At 61.0% G+C, this 15,967-nt stretch carries 15 protein-coding genes; 6 read left to right on the top strand and 9 right to left on the bottom strand.

Annotated elements, in window-relative coordinates:
- The first annotated feature begins 198 nt into the window (after positions 1–198).
- Together ACTQZK_RS07110 and ACTQZK_RS07115 are read left to right on the top strand one after the other, a co-directional pair.
- Positions 199–1,188 (top strand): diaminopimelate dehydrogenase, encoded by a 990-nt coding sequence (locus ACTQZK_RS07110; protein WP_441899092.1) that lies wholly within the window; start codon positions 199–201, stop codon positions 1,186–1,188.
- Between the two features lie 123 nt (positions 1,189–1,311).
- Positions 1,312–2,295 (top strand): helix-turn-helix transcriptional regulator, encoded by a 984-nt coding sequence (locus tag ACTQZK_RS07115; RefSeq protein WP_441899094.1) that lies wholly within the window; start codon positions 1,312–1,314, stop codon positions 2,293–2,295.
- Here ACTQZK_RS07115 and ACTQZK_RS07120 read toward each other — a convergent pair.
- From ACTQZK_RS07120 to ACTQZK_RS07130, 3 genes are all read right to left on the bottom strand, one after another.
- On the bottom strand, positions 2,262–2,840 hold the full coding sequence (locus tag ACTQZK_RS07120; RefSeq protein WP_441899096.1) for a hypothetical protein: 579 nt from the start codon (positions 2,838–2,840) through the stop codon (positions 2,262–2,264). The genes ACTQZK_RS07115 and ACTQZK_RS07120 overlap by 34 nt on opposite strands.
- 16 nt (positions 2,841–2,856) lie before the next feature.
- Complete coding sequence (locus ACTQZK_RS07125; RefSeq protein ID WP_441899098.1) at positions 2,857–3,219, bottom strand: hypothetical protein; 363 nt, start codon at positions 3,217–3,219, stop codon at positions 2,857–2,859.
- 161 nt (positions 3,220–3,380) lie between these two features.
- Entirely contained in the window at positions 3,381–4,802 is a 1,422-nt protein-coding gene (locus tag ACTQZK_RS07130) for an amidophosphoribosyltransferase (protein ID WP_216529611.1), read from the bottom strand.
- A 315-nt stretch (positions 4,803–5,117) separates the two neighbouring features.
- Between ACTQZK_RS07130 and ACTQZK_RS07135 the strand changes: the two genes are divergently transcribed.
- Positions 5,118–6,119: an asparaginase gene (locus tag ACTQZK_RS07135; RefSeq protein ID WP_216529612.1), complete on the top strand. Its 1,002-nt coding sequence runs from the start codon at positions 5,118–5,120 to the stop codon at positions 6,117–6,119.
- A gap of 73 nt (positions 6,120–6,192) precedes the next feature.
- Here the strand turns inward: ACTQZK_RS07135 and ACTQZK_RS07140 are convergent, their stop codons facing one another.
- The 6 genes from ACTQZK_RS07140 to ACTQZK_RS07165 form a co-directional block, all read right to left on the bottom strand.
- A complete protein-coding gene (locus ACTQZK_RS07140) occupies positions 6,193–6,603 on the bottom strand; it encodes a peptide deformylase (protein WP_441899101.1) in 411 nt (136 codons plus the stop codon).
- 76 nt (positions 6,604–6,679) lie between these two features.
- Entirely contained in the window at positions 6,680–7,132 is a 453-nt protein-coding gene (locus tag ACTQZK_RS07145; protein WP_441899103.1) for an arsenate-mycothiol transferase ArsC, read from the bottom strand.
- 228 nt (positions 7,133–7,360) lie between these two features.
- Positions 7,361–7,780 carry a peptide deformylase gene (locus tag ACTQZK_RS07150; RefSeq protein WP_216529615.1) on the bottom strand — a complete coding sequence of 140 codons (420 nt, stop codon included), beginning with the start codon at positions 7,778–7,780 and terminating at the stop codon, positions 7,361–7,363.
- 196 nt (positions 7,781–7,976) lie between these two features.
- Positions 7,977–8,423, bottom strand: a complete 447-nt coding sequence (locus tag ACTQZK_RS07155) for a zinc ribbon domain-containing protein (RefSeq protein ID WP_216529616.1) — start codon at positions 8,421–8,423, stop codon at positions 7,977–7,979.
- Positions 8,424–8,574: 151 nt separating this feature from the next.
- Positions 8,575–9,498, bottom strand: coding sequence for an Abi family protein (locus ACTQZK_RS07160; protein WP_441899105.1), 924 nt, complete (start codon positions 9,496–9,498; stop codon positions 8,575–8,577).
- A 342-nt stretch (positions 9,499–9,840) separates the two neighbouring features.
- Positions 9,841–11,532 carry a SulP family inorganic anion transporter gene (locus tag ACTQZK_RS07165; RefSeq protein ID WP_114567491.1) on the bottom strand — a complete coding sequence of 564 codons (1,692 nt, stop codon included), beginning with the start codon at positions 11,530–11,532 and terminating at the stop codon, positions 9,841–9,843.
- Positions 11,533–11,830: 298 nt separating this feature from the next.
- On the opposite strand from ACTQZK_RS07165, the gene ACTQZK_RS07170 reads away from it, so the two are divergent.
- Genes ACTQZK_RS07170 through ACTQZK_RS07180 form a run of 3 tightly spaced genes read left to right on the top strand, consistent with a single transcriptional unit; the run spans position 11,831 to position 15,936 of the window.
- On the top strand, positions 11,831–12,718 hold the full coding sequence (locus ACTQZK_RS07170) for a methylenetetrahydrofolate reductase (RefSeq protein ID WP_441899108.1): 888 nt from the start codon (positions 11,831–11,833) through the stop codon (positions 12,716–12,718).
- Positions 12,705–13,397 (top strand): vitamin B12 dependent methionine synthase, encoded by a 693-nt coding sequence (locus tag ACTQZK_RS07175; protein ID WP_428421908.1) that lies wholly within the window; start codon positions 12,705–12,707, stop codon positions 13,395–13,397. The genes ACTQZK_RS07170 and ACTQZK_RS07175 overlap by 14 nt, the downstream gene beginning before the upstream one ends.
- 16 nt (positions 13,398–13,413) lie before the next feature.
- Positions 13,414–15,936 (top strand): homocysteine S-methyltransferase family protein, encoded by a 2,523-nt coding sequence (locus tag ACTQZK_RS07180; RefSeq protein WP_428421906.1) that lies wholly within the window; start codon positions 13,414–13,416, stop codon positions 15,934–15,936.
- Positions 15,937–15,967: the final 31 nt, after the last annotated feature.

Genomic DNA, 15,967 nt, shown 5'->3' on the forward strand with positions numbered 1-15,967 from the left:
GATTTGCGCCCACGCGCCGGCCTTTTGGCTCGCGCGACGGTCGTGCGGTGCATTCATTCCGATAAGGTTTCCAATTCGTTTCAGCACGATGGGGCTTTCTTGAAGTCGCATCGCGTTCGTTGACGACGTTGGTCGTGGTCGTCCATCATTAACCTATACATTCAATGCATGGGTGCAAACGAGTACAAGGAGCAGCATATGACGAAAACGCGCATCGGTATTTTGGGGTACGGCAATCTGGGCAGGGGCGTGGAGCTTTCCTGCCGTCAAAACGACGATCTTGAGCTGGTCGCTCTATTCACTCGACGCGACCCCGCTTCCGTGAAGCCTTTGACCGAGGGCGTTTCGGTGTACTCTGCCGACGACTTGGCGGCGCACGCGGACGACGTGGACGTCCTTATCCTGTGCGGTGGCAGCGCGCGCGATCTGCCCGAGCAGACGCCGGCGTACGCCGGGTTGTTCAATGTGGTGGACTCCTTCGACACGCACGCGAACATCCCCGCGCATTTTGCGAACGTGGACGCAGCGGCAAAGGAAGGCGGCAAGGTCGCCGTCATTTCCGCGGGCTGGGATCCGGGCATGTTCTCGCTTGCGCGCCTGTACGCGAACTGCATTCTGCCCGAAGGTGCCGATTACACGTTCTGGGGTCGCGGCGTTTCCCAGGGTCACAGCGATGCGATTCGTCGCATCGAGGGCGTGGCCGACGCTCGTCAGTACACGGTTCCCGTTCCTGCGGCGCTCGAGTCCGTTCGGGCTGGTCAGAATCCTCAGTTGACCACGCGCGAGAAGCATACGCGCGAGTGCTTCGTGGTGGCCGAGGAAGGCGCCGATCTGGCTGCCATCGAGAAGGCCATCGTTGAAATGCCGAACTACTTTGCCGACTACGACACCACGGTCACGTTTATCTCGCAGGAAGAGCTTGATCGCGACCACGCGGGCATTCCCCATGGCGGTTCGGTGATTCGTTCGGGCTTGACCGGCGAAAACAGCGAGCATCGTCATGTGGTCGAGTTCTCGCTGAAGCTGGATTCTAACCCCGAGTTTACGGGCAGCGTGCTTACCGCGTGCGCTCGTGCGGCGCATCGCCTGAGCCGCGAGGGCCAGACGGGCTGCAAGACGATGTTCGACATCGCCCCGGCGTACCTGTCCTCCAAAAGCGGCGAGGAGCTGCGCGCTGAAATGCTGTAGCCGTTAAACGTTATGCATGGAAAGGCCCTGCCGTTTATTCAAAGCGGCAGGGCCTTTTTTGCGATAGTTTTGGGGCGCGCTTGTATACTGGGGTTTGAAGACGTGGCTGAAAAAGGAGCGTGCATGGCCGTCAACCGCCAGAAGCTGAAGCTGCTTCATCTCATGAAGATGCTTCAAGATGAAACCGATGACGAGCGCGGCCTTACTATGGCCGAGATCCTCGAGCGGCTAGGGGCGCTCGGTATTTCAGCCGAACGCAAATCGGTATACCGCGACATCGAGGCGTTGCGCGCCTTCGGCATGGATATACGCACGCGGCGTTGCGCCCCGGTCGAGTACGCGTTGGCTTCGCGAGATTTCACGCTTTCGGAGCTTGCGTTGTTGGTGGACGCAGTGCAAAGCTCGCGCTTCCTGACGCAGCGCATGAGCGACAAGCTGGTTCGCAGCGTGAAGCGGCTGGCTCCTGAGCGCCAGCGGGCGCTTCTGACCAGGCGTTTGCATGTTGAGGGTCGTATCAAGATGCAGAACGAGTCGGTGCTGGCCAACGTGGATCAGCTTCAGCGCGCTATGGCGCAGCGTTGCAGAGTGTCGTTTCTCTATTTCAAATACGATGCGCAAAAGCGCCGGGTTCGGCAGCGCAACGGTCGGCGCTACGAGGAAACTCCCGTGCAGCTGGTGTACGCAGACGGCTATTACTACTTGGTGGCATACAACGAGAAGCACGACGGGTTCCCTCATTACCGAGTGGACCGCATGGAGCATATCGCCCTGCTTGACGAGCCTGCTTCGCGCAACGACCGCATTGCCACGTTCGATGCGGGGAAGCTGGAGCAGCGCGCGTTCGGCATGTACGGAGGCGAGCCGGTTTCCGCAACGCTTTTGGTATCCGGCGAAGCCATGGGCGGCGTGATCGACCGATTCGGCGAAGACGTTCCCGTCACATCGGCGGGGGAGGAGCATGCGCATGTGCACGTGGCCGTTGTCGAGAGTCCGGCGTTTTTCGGCTGGGTGGCCCAGTACGGCAGCCGGGTGCGCATCGAGAAGCCCGCGGTGCTTGCGAGCGCGTATCGCGATTACCTGAAGAGCATCCTCGACGCATACGAGTAGGACCGTTCGGAGTCGATGCCGAAACTGCTCATGCGCAGCCATCCTCCGTCATCCAAATGGGCTTCAAGGGCCAGGAGGCGTTTTCTTCCGTCGGTTTCGAACGCGAATCGCTCCACCGTGCGCCCTAATGCGTAGGAGCAGGGCCGAACGCTTCTCCAGAAGAAGGGCTGCGATGCGTGCGAACTGTTTTCTGGGCTGCTGCGCGACCCGAAGGTTGCAATGGGGGAGTCGGTCTCGACGTGGCCGCGGTGGATGGCTATGAGCGGGCTATGCATGGCGAATGCGGTGATGTCGCAAGTGTCGAGCCTGATCATGGTGGGTGCGTCGGCCAGCCAGCATGCTTCCCGTTCGTCCCATATGGAAAGCACGTCGATGATGCGCGATCCCGTTGCGCTGCGGACAGCCTGCATGCTTTCGCGCGAGAGGCGACGAGCATCGCTGCTCCAGCGTCGGTATAGGCTTGCGAAGACGGCCGCCGCATCTGCGGAGGCCGGGCGAAGCGATGGTCGAGACTGCGATCGCAACGGTGCCAAAGCGTCCTTCACGGTATCCCCCCTTCCTTTAGAGCATCATGGCTGCGATTGTCGCCAGGGAAAACAGGATTCCCGCGCCTGCCGCCATGATGCGCTCGCCTGACAACAGGTTGTAGCTGACGCCTTGCATTCCCTGAAGGAGGCGCGGCTTCGCTGCGGTGTCGTTTCGAGCGGCCCTGCGTCGATCGAAGCACTCGCTCGAAGGCTCATGCTCTGCGACGCTGTGCTGGTTTCGCGCGTGAAGCGCTTGCTTGCGGCCAGAGTAGAGGCCGCCGGCTATCGCGCGGATTTTCGGGTTCGCTGCTGAGGTCTGCGCGTGTGAGGCGTGCGCGGTTGTGCGGGAGGAATGGTCGGTATCGATATGCCGGGTTGCGATGGCTGCGGTGCTCATGGGGCCTCCTTGCTTTGGATCTGGCGAGTATGCTGCGCAGTGTACCGGAGAAGGGGTGAGTTATGAGTACCACTATTGGTACAATTGTTGAATAAAATGGGAGAATGAAAAAAGAACCGCCGAAGCGGTTCTTTTCGTCGAGCAAGCGTTGTCGAAAAAGGCTATTCCTTGCCGTTCCAGCAGTAGGTGCATACCTGGTCGCGATCGATGCCGATGGCTTCCAGCATGCCGTCAAGCGACTGGTAACCCAGCGAATCGAAGCCCATCTGCTCGCAGATTGCGTGCAGCATGCACTGGCCGCGCTCGGTGGAGCTGTCGGCGTATTCCTCCAGGTGCTCCTGACCCTCGTCGCCTTCGAGCTGCTGCACTACGCGGCGCGCGATCAGGTCCATCTCGGACTTGCTGCTTGAGAAGCTCAGGTATTTGCAGCTGAACATGATGGGCGGGCAAGCCGAGCGCATGTGCACCTCGGACGCGCCGCATTCGTACAGGAAGTCCACCGTTTCGTGCAGCTGGGTGCCGCGCACGATGGAGTCGTCTACGAACAGCAGCTTTTTGTCGCGGATGAGCTCGGGGATGTGGATCTGCTTCATTTTGGCCACGCGGTTGCGAACCTCTTGGTTGCTGGGCATGAACGAACGCGCCCACGTGGGCGTGTACTTGATGAACGGGCGGGCGAACGGCGTCTTGCATTCCGTTGCGTATCCGATGGCGTGCGGTACGCCGGAATCGGGCACGCCCGCCACGTAGTCCAGGTCGGGCAGGGTACCGGCAGCGGCTTCGTTGCGCGCCATGACGGCACCGTTGCGGTAGCGCATGACCTCGACGTTCACGCCTTCGTAATTCGAGTTGGGGTAGCCGTAGTACACCCACAGAAATGCGCAGATCTTCATCTTGTCGCCTGCGGGGGCAATGGTCTGGTACCCGTCGGCGTCGATGCGCACGATTTCGCCGGGGCCCAGTTCGTATTCGTCGTCGTAGCCCAGCTTGTGGTACGCAAACGACTCGAACGAGATGCAGAACCCGTCGTCGTTCTTGCCAATGAGCACGGGGAGGCGCCCCATCTTGTCGCGCGCTGCGATGATGCGGCCGTCCTCGGTCATGATCAGCAAGGTGAGCGATCCTTCGATCGCATCCTGAGCATGCTTGATGCCCGAGACGAAGTCGTCTTTCTGGTTGATGAGCGCAGCCACCAGCTCGGTGGTGTTGACGGCACCGGAGCTCATGGCCATGAACTGGCGGTTGCCGTCGGTGAAGTAGGATTCCACCAGCTGTTCGGCATTGTTGATGGCGCCTACGGTGGTGATGCCGAAGGTGCCCAGATGCGATCGCACCAGAAGCGGCTGCGGATCGGTGTCGCTGATGCAGCCGATGCCGCTGCATCCGTGGAATCCGGGAAGGTCGTCTTCGAAGCGCGTGCGGAACGGCGTGTTCTCGATCGAATGGATTTCGCGCTGGAAGCCCTCGTCGTCGTGGAAAATCATGCCCGCGCGCCGCGTTCCCAAGTGAGAGTGGTAGTCCACGCCAAAAAACACGTCCAGCACCACATCATGATGTGATGCAGCCCCGAAGAATCCGCCCATTATGTACCTTTCGTCTTGCCCTGCCGCCTCGTCCTGCAAAAGCATCAGTATAAAGCTCCTGGAGCCTTGCAAGGCCGAGGTCGTGGGACGATTCGCGGTTTCTGCACGAGAAGCGCGGGCAGCGGTGGCGCCGTCGACTTTGCGAAGCCGTATCCAAGGTTGCGCGCAGGGTCGAAGGGGCGGGCGTTTCGCTCTTTCGAGCTGGCGGCGTTGGGCGCAGCTGGGGGCTTGATGGAATTTTCGATCGGAGCGTTCGCACTTGCGTGGAGGCAGGTACTGTTGTTTCGTTCAAAGGATTCGAGGGAAAGCGTGCGCATGAAGAAGATTCTGATGATTGCAACCGGGGGCACCATCGCTTCAGCCGAGGATGGCTGCGGACTTGCCCCGTCGCTGACCGGCGAGGAGCTGGCTCGGTTCGTGCCGCAGGTGGAGGGCTTGTGCGCGTTGGACGTGGTGCAGCCTATGAACATCGACAGCACAAACATGCGACCTGCTGATTGGATGCTCATTCGCGACGAAATCGCGCGTGCCTACGATGCGTACGACGGGTTCGTGGTGCTGCACGGCACCGACACCATGGCGTACACGGCAGCGGCGCTTTCGTACCTGATCCAGGGGAGCGGAAAGCCCATTGTGCTGACCGGTTCGCAACAGCCCATGGGCAGTCCGTTCACCGACGCGAAGCTCAACGTGTACCAAAGCCTTCTGTACGCGCTTGACGATCGATCGTGTGACGTGTCCGTTGCGTTCGGCGGCTCGGTGATCGCGGGTACTCGTGCGCGCAAGCAGCGCACCATGAGCTTCAACGCGTTTACGAGCGTTAATTTTCCCGAGATAGCCCTTATCAGGAACGATCGCGTGATCCGGGCGGCCTCGCCCGTTCGATGCGCGGACGAGGGGTCGCTTCGTCTGTTCGATCGCTTGAACGAGCGCGTGTTCGTTCTCAAATTGACGCCGGGAATGAGCCCAAGCGTGTTCGAGCTTTTGGAACGCGACTACGATGCGGTGATCGTGGAAACGTTCGGCATTGGGGGAATTCCTGCGTACCATGACTTCCACCAGGCTCTTTTCGACTGGGTCGATGCCGGGAAAACCCTGGTGATGACCACGCAGGTGCCCGAAGAGGGGTGCGATTTGGGCGTGTACGAAGTGGGACGAGCCTTTGCCAACCATCCCGGCATTCTCAAGGGCGGCGATATGACCACCGAGGCTTTGGTGGCGAAGACCATGTGGGCCCTTGGGCAAACGACCGATGCGGACGAGATTCGATCGTTGTTCTATCGGGTGGTGAATCACGATCGGACGGTAGAGGGCTAAGGCTTTCGCACGGCTTGCTCGCGCGGGGCTTCGCTGCGCGAGCGGCTGCGGGATCGCGCAGCCGCTCGCCGGGCTAGATCACGATGCCGTTGCAGTGGTCGATCTCGTGCTGGATGATCTGCGCGGTCCATCCGGCGAACGACTTCGTCTTGGAGCGAAACGCCTCGTCTTCGTAGCGAACCTTGATGGTTCGGTAGCGTGTGGCGGCGCGCCTGCCGAGCAGCGAGAGGCGGCCTTCTTCCGTTTCGAAGGGGCCTGCGCAGCTGATGATTTCCGGATTGAACATGATGCGCGACGTGCCTTCGTCGTCGAATACGATGATGCGCTTCGGTACGCCGATCATGTTGGCGGCCATTCCGACGCATTCGTGCGAGTGGGCGGCCAGCGTGTCGAGCAGGTCTTGCGCCGTTTGGACATCGGCGGTTGTCGCCGGTGCGCAGGGCTGCGCAAGAAACGTTTGGTTTCTCATGATGGGCTTGATCACGGCAGGGCCTTTCGGGATGAGGCGACGGGATTCGGGGAGGTCGGTGGCTTGCGCGAACGGGATACGGCGCAAACGGTCAAAGGGCGGCTTCCATGCGCTTCTTGAGGTCGGCGATGCGATCTTCAATGAGGGCGAGACAGGTTTCGAACGAGCTATCGTCTTTGCCGCTGGGGTCTTCGAGCCCCCAATCCTCGCGATGCGCGCATGGAAGCGCCGGGCACGCAACCCCGCAGCCCATGGTGACAACCCAATCGACGGGCGGAATATCGTCGAGCGGCTTTGACCGAAGCCCGTCGGTTCCGTATCCATGGTTGGCAAGCGTTTGCAGTGTCTGGTGGTTTATGTGCTCCCGGGGGTGCGTGCCGGCCGAGCAAGCTGCAAAGGTGCCTTTTGCGATCTGCTTCGCGATTGCTTCTGCCATTTGGCTTCGACATGAGTTGTGCGTGCAGACGAAAGCAACTCGAGGAATCGGGCGGCTTGTCGTTTGGGGATGGCTGCGTTCGGGACCGAAAGGCTCTGCTTCGTGCAAGGGTGCTCCATTCTAGGCGTGCGGCATCAACCGCGCTTGGATCCTTGGCGGCTGATGCCGCCCTTGTGGCCCGAGGCCTTGTTCGGGCCGATGCCTGCGCGCGGGTTGCGATTGAGGGGAGCCGAAGCGGCGCGCCCGCCTTTTGCGGCGAGCGCGCGAATCCAGCGGTCTCGATCGGGGTTGCTGGACGGTTTTGCCATGATGGTTCGGACTGCCTGAGCGCGCGAGCTAGACCAGCTTGCCCTTGCAATGGTCGATCGTGTGCTGAATGATCTGGGCTGTCCAGCCGTTGAAGTCCTTCTTGCGGGCAACAAGCGTGCCGTCGACCAGCTCTTCGTAGGCGATTTTGACGCGATCGTAGCGCGTTACCTTGGAATCGGCCTCCAAGGAAAGGCAGCCTTCGACGGTCTTGAACGCGCCGAGCGCCTGCAGCAGCTTGGGGTTGTACATGACGTGCGGCTGGTCGTTGTCGTCAAGATAGGCGACAACGCAGGTGGCGGCGCCAATTTGATTGGCCGCCAAGCATGCGGCGCCTTCGAGCGAGATCAGCGTGTCGATCAGATCCTGCGCAACCGACGCGTCTTCGGCGGTGGCTGCAGCGCAGGGCTGCGAGAGGATGGCCTCGTCCTTTACCAGTTCCTTGATCATGATGCTCCCGTCTTCGTGGGTTTGAAACGCCCGCAGTGCTGCGTGCGCGCTGCGGGGTTGATTTTCCTGGACGAATTCTATCACGAGGAAGCCTGAGGGGGCGTGGGAGCATGCACGCGGCGCGTTCGGAGCGCGCACGCAGCAAGGTTGGCCCGGCGCGTTCGGCACGCTGTGCGGTCCGCGGCGTCTTCGGTTGCTACTTCCAGCGCTTGAGGTGGGGAAGCAGCGCGCCCATGAACGAGACGGCCTCGTCGCGTGAAACGTGGCAGGATTCGGCCATGTACGGGGCGCAACGCTCGATAAGCTCCTCAAGCGACTCGTCTTCGACGAATGCACCGTCGCGATAGCACCATGAGCAGTAGTCGGCGGAAGGTGCGCCGTCGGCTTCGCTGCCGTAGTCTTTCGGCTGGTAAAAGGGCATGCCGCAGCTTTGGCAGTAGTCTCCGTCGGGCATCTCGAGCAAGTGGGTGACGGGGAGGTCGAAGGTGGCCGAGATCAGCTTGCACATATCGATGCCGGGCGTGGTCTCGCCGTTTTCCCAGCGAGATACCGCTTGGCGCGTTACGAAAAGCTTGCGGGCGACGTCTTGCTGCGTGAGGTTGCGCTCTTTGCGCATGGTTACGAGGGCGTCTGCGATGGTCATGGGGCGTCCTTTCAGGCGGGCGGAAGCGGCGATGCGCCGCAAGGACATTGAACCATGCGAGGTGCGAAAACGTAAAGCAACGAGTTGTTGCGGCGCGGTGGCAGCGAAAGAGTTTTGCTTGGCGTTCGTTCTGCCGCCGCAGGAGCCGTTATTATCCCTTGGCTTCCAATGCGGGCAGATAAGGTTTCCAGAACGGGCATTCGCGCCAATTCCCTGTAAAACCCATGCGCTCTTGGTCTCGCAGCGAAAGCTCGAGGACCATGTCCAGGAGTCGTTTGCGCCAGCTTGTCTCGGGAGCAACGTTTTCGAGCAGATAGCTCAGCACGGTGAGCGTCCCGAATATCTTTTCGTTCTCCACTTTGTAGGGCTCATGCCACTCCGGCGACTTTGGAATCATGGGAGGGTTGCCGATGGTTCTGTTCCATAGGCGACCATGGTGGGCGCAGATGTTGCGTGCGGTGTTGATCGTCACAAGCCACGAGTCGAGAACCTTGGTGCTGATTCCCAGATCGTCGGCTATACGCTTTCTGACCTCCACGGGCGACCCTTTGTAGAGAGTGACCACCATTCCAAAATCCATGACGTTTGCGAGCACCCAATAGGGTGGCAAATCATGAACATCGCCATACTTGCCATCGAAATGCTTGGCGAAAGGCTCTCCGCTTTTTGCACGATTGTAAGCTTCTGCGCACTTGCTTATGAACCTATCGTATCGGTCTGCATTGAGTCGGGGGAGGCTCTTTTTGTCGAGGAACCCGAAGGGGCCAGTCAGCTCCGCGAGGATATACGCGAGTTGCGTGCGCATATATATCTCAATGCGTTCCACCGCGTCAAGCACTACTAGACGGAATTGTCGATCGAACACGTAGGTTTCCCAGACGCGCTGGAACGTGGTGCCTTCCCAAAATTTGCCCGAATCTCGCATTTTGTGTATATGCCAGTAACCGCTCAAGCGATAGTAGCCTACATCTTGGAGGTGGCGAATGAGAGAGTCGCGATCTGCGATCATGCCACGATCTTTCATGAGGAGGTCGGCTTGCTGCTCGAACGTTAGAAACGGTTTCGTGTACTCCATAGGCGAAAAGTCCTTAAGAGAGGCAAAAACCCGCCAGTGTGCATCGTTGAGAGGCCGGGCGGGCTTACTGAGGACATCTTATCATGGGCAAGGGGGTTTCGGTTGAAATTCACGGATGATTCCGATGCGTCGCCGCTCCGTCGGTCGATGGTTGCTGTTCACGGGTTAGCCGGCGAACGCTCCTGAAAGTTCCGATGCGTGGTGGCGGTCGGTCGCGCATCGGGCGAAGCGCCGAGGGCACGTGGCCCAGGCGCGACCGTCGAGGTTGGGCCACGTGCGCAGGTTGGAGCTTGCGCACGTGGCGCTCGAGCAACGTTGAGGCTTGGCTTGGCGTTGCTCGAGCTACTGCGCGCGCTTTCGCACCGCTCGACTCTCCTCGTCAAGCAGCTGGTGCGCGTAGGCTATGGCGTCGTCGATGTTGCCGCGGAAATGATCTTCGCCGACCAAATCCACGAAGCCTGCGCGCCGCATGGTCTTCATAGGCTGCTCGTTGGCATGCGAGAAGATGAGGCTCACGCCGTTTTCGCGGCAGTAGTCATACAGGTTCTCCAGTGCGTTCATACCCGTGGAGTCGAGCGAAGGCACGCCGCGCATGCGGATGATCAGGTACTTCGTGAACGACTTTACCGAAATGTCCGTAATGCGGTCGGTCATGCCGAAGAACATGGGGCCGTTGATCTCGTACACGCGCACGCTTTTCGGCAGCTCGCGAAGATGGGTGACCTCGGAGTCCTCGTCGCAGTAGTACTTCCAGCCGCGAACCTCGGTTTCCTTGCTGACCATCTTCATGAACAGGACCACGGTGATCAGCATGCCCACGCCGATGGCTACCACCAGGTCGAACACGATGGTCAGCGTGAAGGTCAGAAGCAGCGTGGCGACGGCCCCCTTCGACGTGGTCTTGCACAGGTGCGCGAAGTTGCGCCAGCCGGACATGTTGTACGCGACGTGCAGCAGGATAGCCGCGATGGTAGGCATGGGGATGAAAGCCGCATAGGGCATGAAAAACGCCAGGACGATGAGCAGCACTATCGAGTGGGTCATGCCGGCGACGGGGGTGCGCCCGCCGTTTTTGACGTTCGCGGCCGTGCGGGCGATGGCTCCCGTTGCCGGAATGCCGCCGAACAGCACCGATGCGACGTTGCCTGCACCTTGGGCCACAAGTTCCATGTTGCTGCGATGGTGGGAGCTGATCATGCTGTCGGCGACCACGCAGGACAGCAGCGATTCGATCGCGGCCAAGATGGCGATGGTGATGCCGTTTGCCATTTGCTCGCGGAAAATATCCAGGTCGAGCTGCGGAACGTGGAAGGAGGGAAGCCCGCTGTTGATGGTGTAGAGGTCGCCGATGGTGTTCACGTTCATCCCGAAGCCGTTCACCATGGCCACTCCGGCGATCAGCGCCACCAGGGAGCCGGGGATCCTTTCGCTTACCTTGGGCCAGGCGAAAAGAACGGCAAGGCACACGACGCCTACCGCGAATGCTTGCCAATTGACCGTGGAGATGCTTTGGGCTACGGCTTGGAGCTTGTCCATGGTCTCAACCGTGGGCGCGCCTGCGGGAAAGGTGAGCCCCAGGAAGTCCTTCGCCTGTCCGATGACGAGCGTTGCCGCGATGCCCGCGGTGAAGCCCGTGGTGATGGTGTACGGCACGAAGCGAATGATGGCGCCGAGCTTGAAGAATCCCATGAGCATGAGCAGGATGCCGGCGATGATGGTGGCGGCGATCAGGCCGTCTATGCCGTCTGCGGCCACAATGCCTGCTACGATGGTGGCGAACGCTGCGGTGGGGCCGGAGATCTGCACGCGGCTTCCGCCTAAGAAGGCGATCAGGAACCCGGCGACGATGGCCGTGTAGAGTCCCTTTTCGGGGCTGACGCCGGAGGCGATGGCGAGGGCGATGGAGAGGGGCAGGGCAACTACCGCTACCATGATGCCCGAAACGATGTCTTTGGGCAGCTGCTTTTTGAGCTCTTCTTTGCTGGAATGCTTGATGATGCTGAACAGGATAGGTTTGATTTTGTCGCGTTGCATGGTCGATTCTTCTGGGTCGTGTCGGGCTTTGCGGTGTTGCGCCCCCGCAAACAAGACGTTCCGCCCAAGCGTGGCGCCGGGCGGAACGCGAACGTGTTCGTTTTGCAGTTGGTGTTTGCGACGGGAATGTGCATTCTATCGCGCAAATGACAATATGGCAACCGTTGTACGATAGGGAGCCGTTCTGGGTTGACGAAACCCTGAAGGCGATGTCCTTTTGTCGCGACTGTGCTGCCGTGTTCGACCCGATGCCCCCGACGTCCTTGCTCGGAGCGTCGCGATTCGCAATAATGGAGGCATGAGAAGGATAGATGACATATTCGCTACGCGGAAGCAGCCGGTCTCTTTCGAGATTTTCCCTCCGAAGGGGGATTTGACGCTCGATGCGGCTCATGGGGTTGCGGCTTCTTTGGCCGATCTCGTTCCCGACTTCATCAGCGTGACGTATTCGGCGGGAGGGAGCGGCAACCAGCAGGCTACGGCTGAAGTCGCTTCGCTTATCCACCACGACTTCGATGTTCCTTCGGTTGCGCATCTGACGTGCATCAACTCCACCGAGGAGGCGCTGACCGCTGCGATCGACGATCTGCGTCGTCGCGGGGTCTCCAATGTGCTCGCCTTGCGCGGAGACGTTGTGTCCGCCTGCGACCCGTCGCCGTTCAAGTATGCCAAGGACCTTATCATGAGGTTGGCCGACGAGGGGTTTTGCATTGGAGCGGCGGCTTATCCCGAAGGCCATATCGAGTGCACCGACTTCAAGGCGTCCGTCGCTCATCTGAAGCAGAAGCAAGATGCAGGTGCGAGCTTTTTCGTCACGCAGCTGTTCTTCGACAACCAGTATTACTACCGCTTTCGCGAAGCGGCCGAAAGAGCGCACGTCACGGTGCCCATAACGTGCGGCATCATGCCGTTTCTGAGCAAGGCCCAGATACAGCGCATGGTGTTCATGTGCGGCGCCTCGCTGCCGTCTCCCATCATCAAGCTTTTGGCGAAATACGAAAACGCTCCCGATTCCCTGCGGTCGGCCGGGATCGAGTTCGCGTGCGAGCAGCTGGTCGATCTTCAGAAGCACGGCGTTGACGGATTGCACATTTACACGATGAACCAGCCTGACATCGCGCGCGCCTGCGTGGGCGCGCTCAGGGGCTCCTGGGGTGCGGAAGGCGGCCGGCATGGCGGGCTTTGATCGCGCTGAAGTGCTGCGTTACCTGGGATATCATGGCCAGGCCCTCGATGCCGAGCTTTTGGCCCGACTCGAGGACGTGATGCGTGCGTGCGAGAAAGCAGTGAAGCCGCGGTGCGTTTGGCGGGCGTTTCCCCTTGATCGAGAACGAGGAAGCGATACGTGCGTTTGGCTTGAGGGCATGCCTCAGCCGCTGGAGGGAAAAGACATTGCCGCGCATCTTCAGGGGGCGAGGGAAGCCGTTTTGATCGCCTGCACGCTGGGGTCGTCGTACGAGCGAGAGTACCAGCGAAGGGTCGCGGTCAGTCCAACGGAGGCGCTGTTCTTCGATGCGGCGGCTTCCGCCTTGGTCGAATCCGCCGCATCCGATGCGGAGGAACAGGTGACTTGCTATGCCGCTGAGCGCGCGTGCGCCGTGAACCGCCGCTACAGCCCTGGATACGGTGACTTTCCCCTGACCGTGCAGAAGGGTTTGCTCGACGCGCTCGATGCGCCGCGAAGCATTGGCTTGACGGCGACGTCGGAGTGCTTGCTTGTCCCGACGAAGAGCATCACGGCCGTTATGGGGGTGTTCGACGGCGCGGTGAGCGATGCGGTGCGAGCGTCGTGCGAAACGTGCGCGCTTGAAGGGCGCTGCGCATGGAGGAAACAGGGAAGGACATGCTGCGGCGACGACGCCTAGCGTGCGGAGGGAGAACATGATGGCGAACGATGGGCGGGCGAGCATGCCGGACAGCTTGGAGGGCTTGGTTATCAAGGATGCGCATCTGGAGCGCGTGCTGCAAGGCTTGGACTTTCTTGTGCAGGACGGCGCCATGGGCACCATGCTTCAAAAGCAGGGGCTGACCGCCCATGGCGAGCTTCCCGATTTGCTGAACTTCACGAATCCCGACGCCATTACCGCTGTTCACGCTTCTTACGTTGAAGCGGGCGCGGAAATGGTCACCACCAACACGTTCAGCGCGAACGCTCATAAGCTGGAGGGCCGCGCGGAGGTGGCCGACGTGTATCGTGCGGCCGCCGCTTGCGCGCGTGCCGCGGGCGCGCGCTACGTGGCCGGAGGGATGGGCCCGCTCGGCGTTTTGCTGGAACCGCTTGGCACGCTGTCGTTTTCCGATGCTTACGATATGTTCTGCGAACAGGTGCGAGCGATCGTGGCGGCTGGGTGCGACATCGTGCTGATAGAGACCATGACCGATCTGCGGGAAGCGAAAGCGGCTCTTCTTGCCGCTAAGAATTGCTCGAATCTTCCCGTATTCGTTTCGATGACGTTCGGGGAGGACGGCCGAACGTTTTTGGGGACGCCTCCCTCGGTGGCGGCGGCGACGCTTTCCGCTTTGGGCGCGCATGTGGTCGGCGTCAACTGCTCGCTGGGCCCCGATGAGCTGGTGCCTGTTGCGCACGAGCTTTTGAGGTTCGCGCGCTGTCCCGTTGTGGTGCGCCCCAACGCCGGCATGCCGCGCATTGTTGATGGGCGCACGGTATACGACGTCGAGCCTGACGAGTTCGAGCGCGCGATGGACGGGATCGTTTCCGCGGGCGTGACCGTGATCGGGGGCTGCTGCGGAACGTCCCCGGTGTTCGTGGAGCGTCTTGCGCGGCTGGCGAAGGGCCGGTCGGTTGCCCCGCGCGACAAGGTTGACGCGTTCGTTGTCACGAGCGCCCAAGAAGCGGTGGTGCTCGAAAAGGACGCGCATCGCGTTGCGATGATCGGCGAGCGCATAAACCCGACGGGCAAGCCGCGCTTGCGGGCCGCTTTGCGCGACGGCGACTACGATTACCTGGTGGGGGAGGCGGTTGTCCAGCAGGAGGCGGGAGCCGAGATCCTCGATGTGAACGTGGGGCTACCCGAGCTCGACGAGGCGGACGTTCTCTCGCGCGCCGTTTTGAGGCTGCAGGCAACGTCGACGCTGCCTTTGCAGATCGACTCGAGCGACCCTTGCGCCATCGAGGAAGCGGTGCGCGGCTATGCGGGCAAGCCGCTCGTCAATTCCGTGAACGCGAAGCGGGAGAGCTTGGAGGCCATCCTTCCCATCGTGAAGCGCTACGGCTGCGCGGTGGTAGGCTTGACGCTTGACGAGCACGGCATTCCGTCAAGTGCCGAGGAGCGGTTCGCCTTGGCCGAGCGCATTGTCGATCAGGCGGTTTCGCACGGGATCCCGCGCGAGGACATCGCCATCGACTGCCTTGTCATGTCGGCGGCGACGAACCAACGCGAAGCATGCGAGATTTTGCGCGCGGTAAGCATGGTCAAGGAGCGTTTGGGCGTGCGCACGGTGCTCGGCGTGTCGAATATCAGCTTCGGTTTGCCCGAGCGGGAGCTGATGACGGCGACGTTCCTTGCGGCCGCTTTGGGGGCGGGGCTCGACATGCCCATCCTCAATCCGATGTCCGTGCGCTGCCGGGACGTTGTGGAGAGCTTTCGCGTGTTGAGCGGCGAAGACGAAAACGCCGCATCGTACGTTGAGCGCTATGCCGTGAGCGTCGTCGGGTCTGAAGACGCGGCCAAGGGATCGCGGGAGCCGGTGCCGAGCGCCGATGATTCGAGCGGCGCAAGCGCTGGGGCAGACGACGAGGTGCGCGCAATCGAGCAGCTGATCCTTACGGGGCGCAAGGGGCCCATGGCCGATGCGACGCGGGGCCTTTTGCGGTCGCGAGACGCGCTGTCCCTGATCAACGACGTGTTTATTCCTACGCTCAACGAGGTTGGCGACAGGTTCGAACGAGGCGCGTTCTTCCTTCCGCAGCTCATGGCTTCGGCGGAGGCCGTCAAGGCCGGTTTCGACGTGATCAAAGACCAGGCGGGTGCGAGCGAACTTGACCGCGGGCAGGTTATCGTGCTTGCTACGGTGAAGGGCGATATTCACGACATAGGGAAGAACATTGTCAAGATGCTGCTCGAGAACTACGGGTATCGCGTGGTCGATCTTGGGCGCGACGTTTCGCCTGAGGCGGTTGTGGACGGGGTTCGGGAGTGCCATGCGAGGTTGGTGGGATTGTCCGCCTTGATGACGACGACCGTCAAGGCGATGGAGCAGACGATCGCGCTTTTGCACGCTGAGGTCCCGGGTGCTGCCGTAATGGTGGGCGGCGCGGTTTTGACGGAAGAGTACGCTCGGATCATCGGCGCGGATTACTACGCAAAGGATGCCGCTTCGTCCGCTCGCATAGCGGAGCAATACTTCTCTGACCTGCATGCGGAAGCGGTTCCCGCGAGCTGAGGCTTGCATTGGCTCGCGGCGCTTTCGCCTC

This window comes from Paraeggerthella sp. LCP19S3_G8 (assembly GCF_052119225.1).
Taxonomy (GTDB): Bacteria; Actinomycetota; Coriobacteriia; order Coriobacteriales; family Eggerthellaceae; genus Paraeggerthella; species Paraeggerthella hominis.

What these genes read in the sequence shown, in the direction of transcription:
- ACTQZK_RS07180 (WP_428421906.1), top strand. Translation starts at nt 13,414, where the DNA reads ATGATGGCGAACGATGGGCGGGCGAGCATGCCGGACAGCTTGGAGGGC.
- ACTQZK_RS07130 (WP_216529611.1), bottom strand. Translation starts at nt 4,802, where the DNA reads ATGGGCGGATTCTTCGGGGCTGCATCACATCATGATGTGGTGCTGGAC.
- ACTQZK_RS07150 (WP_216529615.1), bottom strand. Translation starts at nt 7,780, where the DNA reads ATGATCAAGGAACTGGTAAAGGACGAGGCCATCCTCTCGCAGCCCTGC.
- ACTQZK_RS07170 (WP_441899108.1), top strand. Translation starts at nt 11,831, where the DNA reads ATGAGAAGGATAGATGACATATTCGCTACGCGGAAGCAGCCGGTCTCT.
- ACTQZK_RS07125 (WP_441899098.1), bottom strand. Translation starts at nt 3,219, where the DNA reads ATGAGCACCGCAGCCATCGCAACCCGGCATATCGATACCGACCATTCC.
- ACTQZK_RS07135 (WP_216529612.1), top strand. Translation starts at nt 5,118, where the DNA reads ATGAAGAAGATTCTGATGATTGCAACCGGGGGCACCATCGCTTCAGCC.
- ACTQZK_RS07110 (WP_441899092.1), top strand. Translation starts at nt 199, where the DNA reads ATGACGAAAACGCGCATCGGTATTTTGGGGTACGGCAATCTGGGCAGG.
- ACTQZK_RS07155 (WP_216529616.1), bottom strand. Translation starts at nt 8,423, where the DNA reads ATGACCATCGCAGACGCCCTCGTAACCATGCGCAAAGAGCGCAACCTC.
- ACTQZK_RS07175 (WP_428421908.1), top strand. Translation starts at nt 12,705, where the DNA reads ATGGCGGGCTTTGATCGCGCTGAAGTGCTGCGTTACCTGGGATATCAT.
- ACTQZK_RS07165 (WP_114567491.1), bottom strand. Translation starts at nt 11,532, where the DNA reads ATGCAACGCGACAAAATCAAACCTATCCTGTTCAGCATCATCAAGCAT.
- ACTQZK_RS07115 (WP_441899094.1), top strand. Translation starts at nt 1,312, where the DNA reads ATGGCCGTCAACCGCCAGAAGCTGAAGCTGCTTCATCTCATGAAGATG.
- ACTQZK_RS07160 (WP_441899105.1), bottom strand. Translation starts at nt 9,498, where the DNA reads ATGGAGTACACGAAACCGTTTCTAACGTTCGAGCAGCAAGCCGACCTC.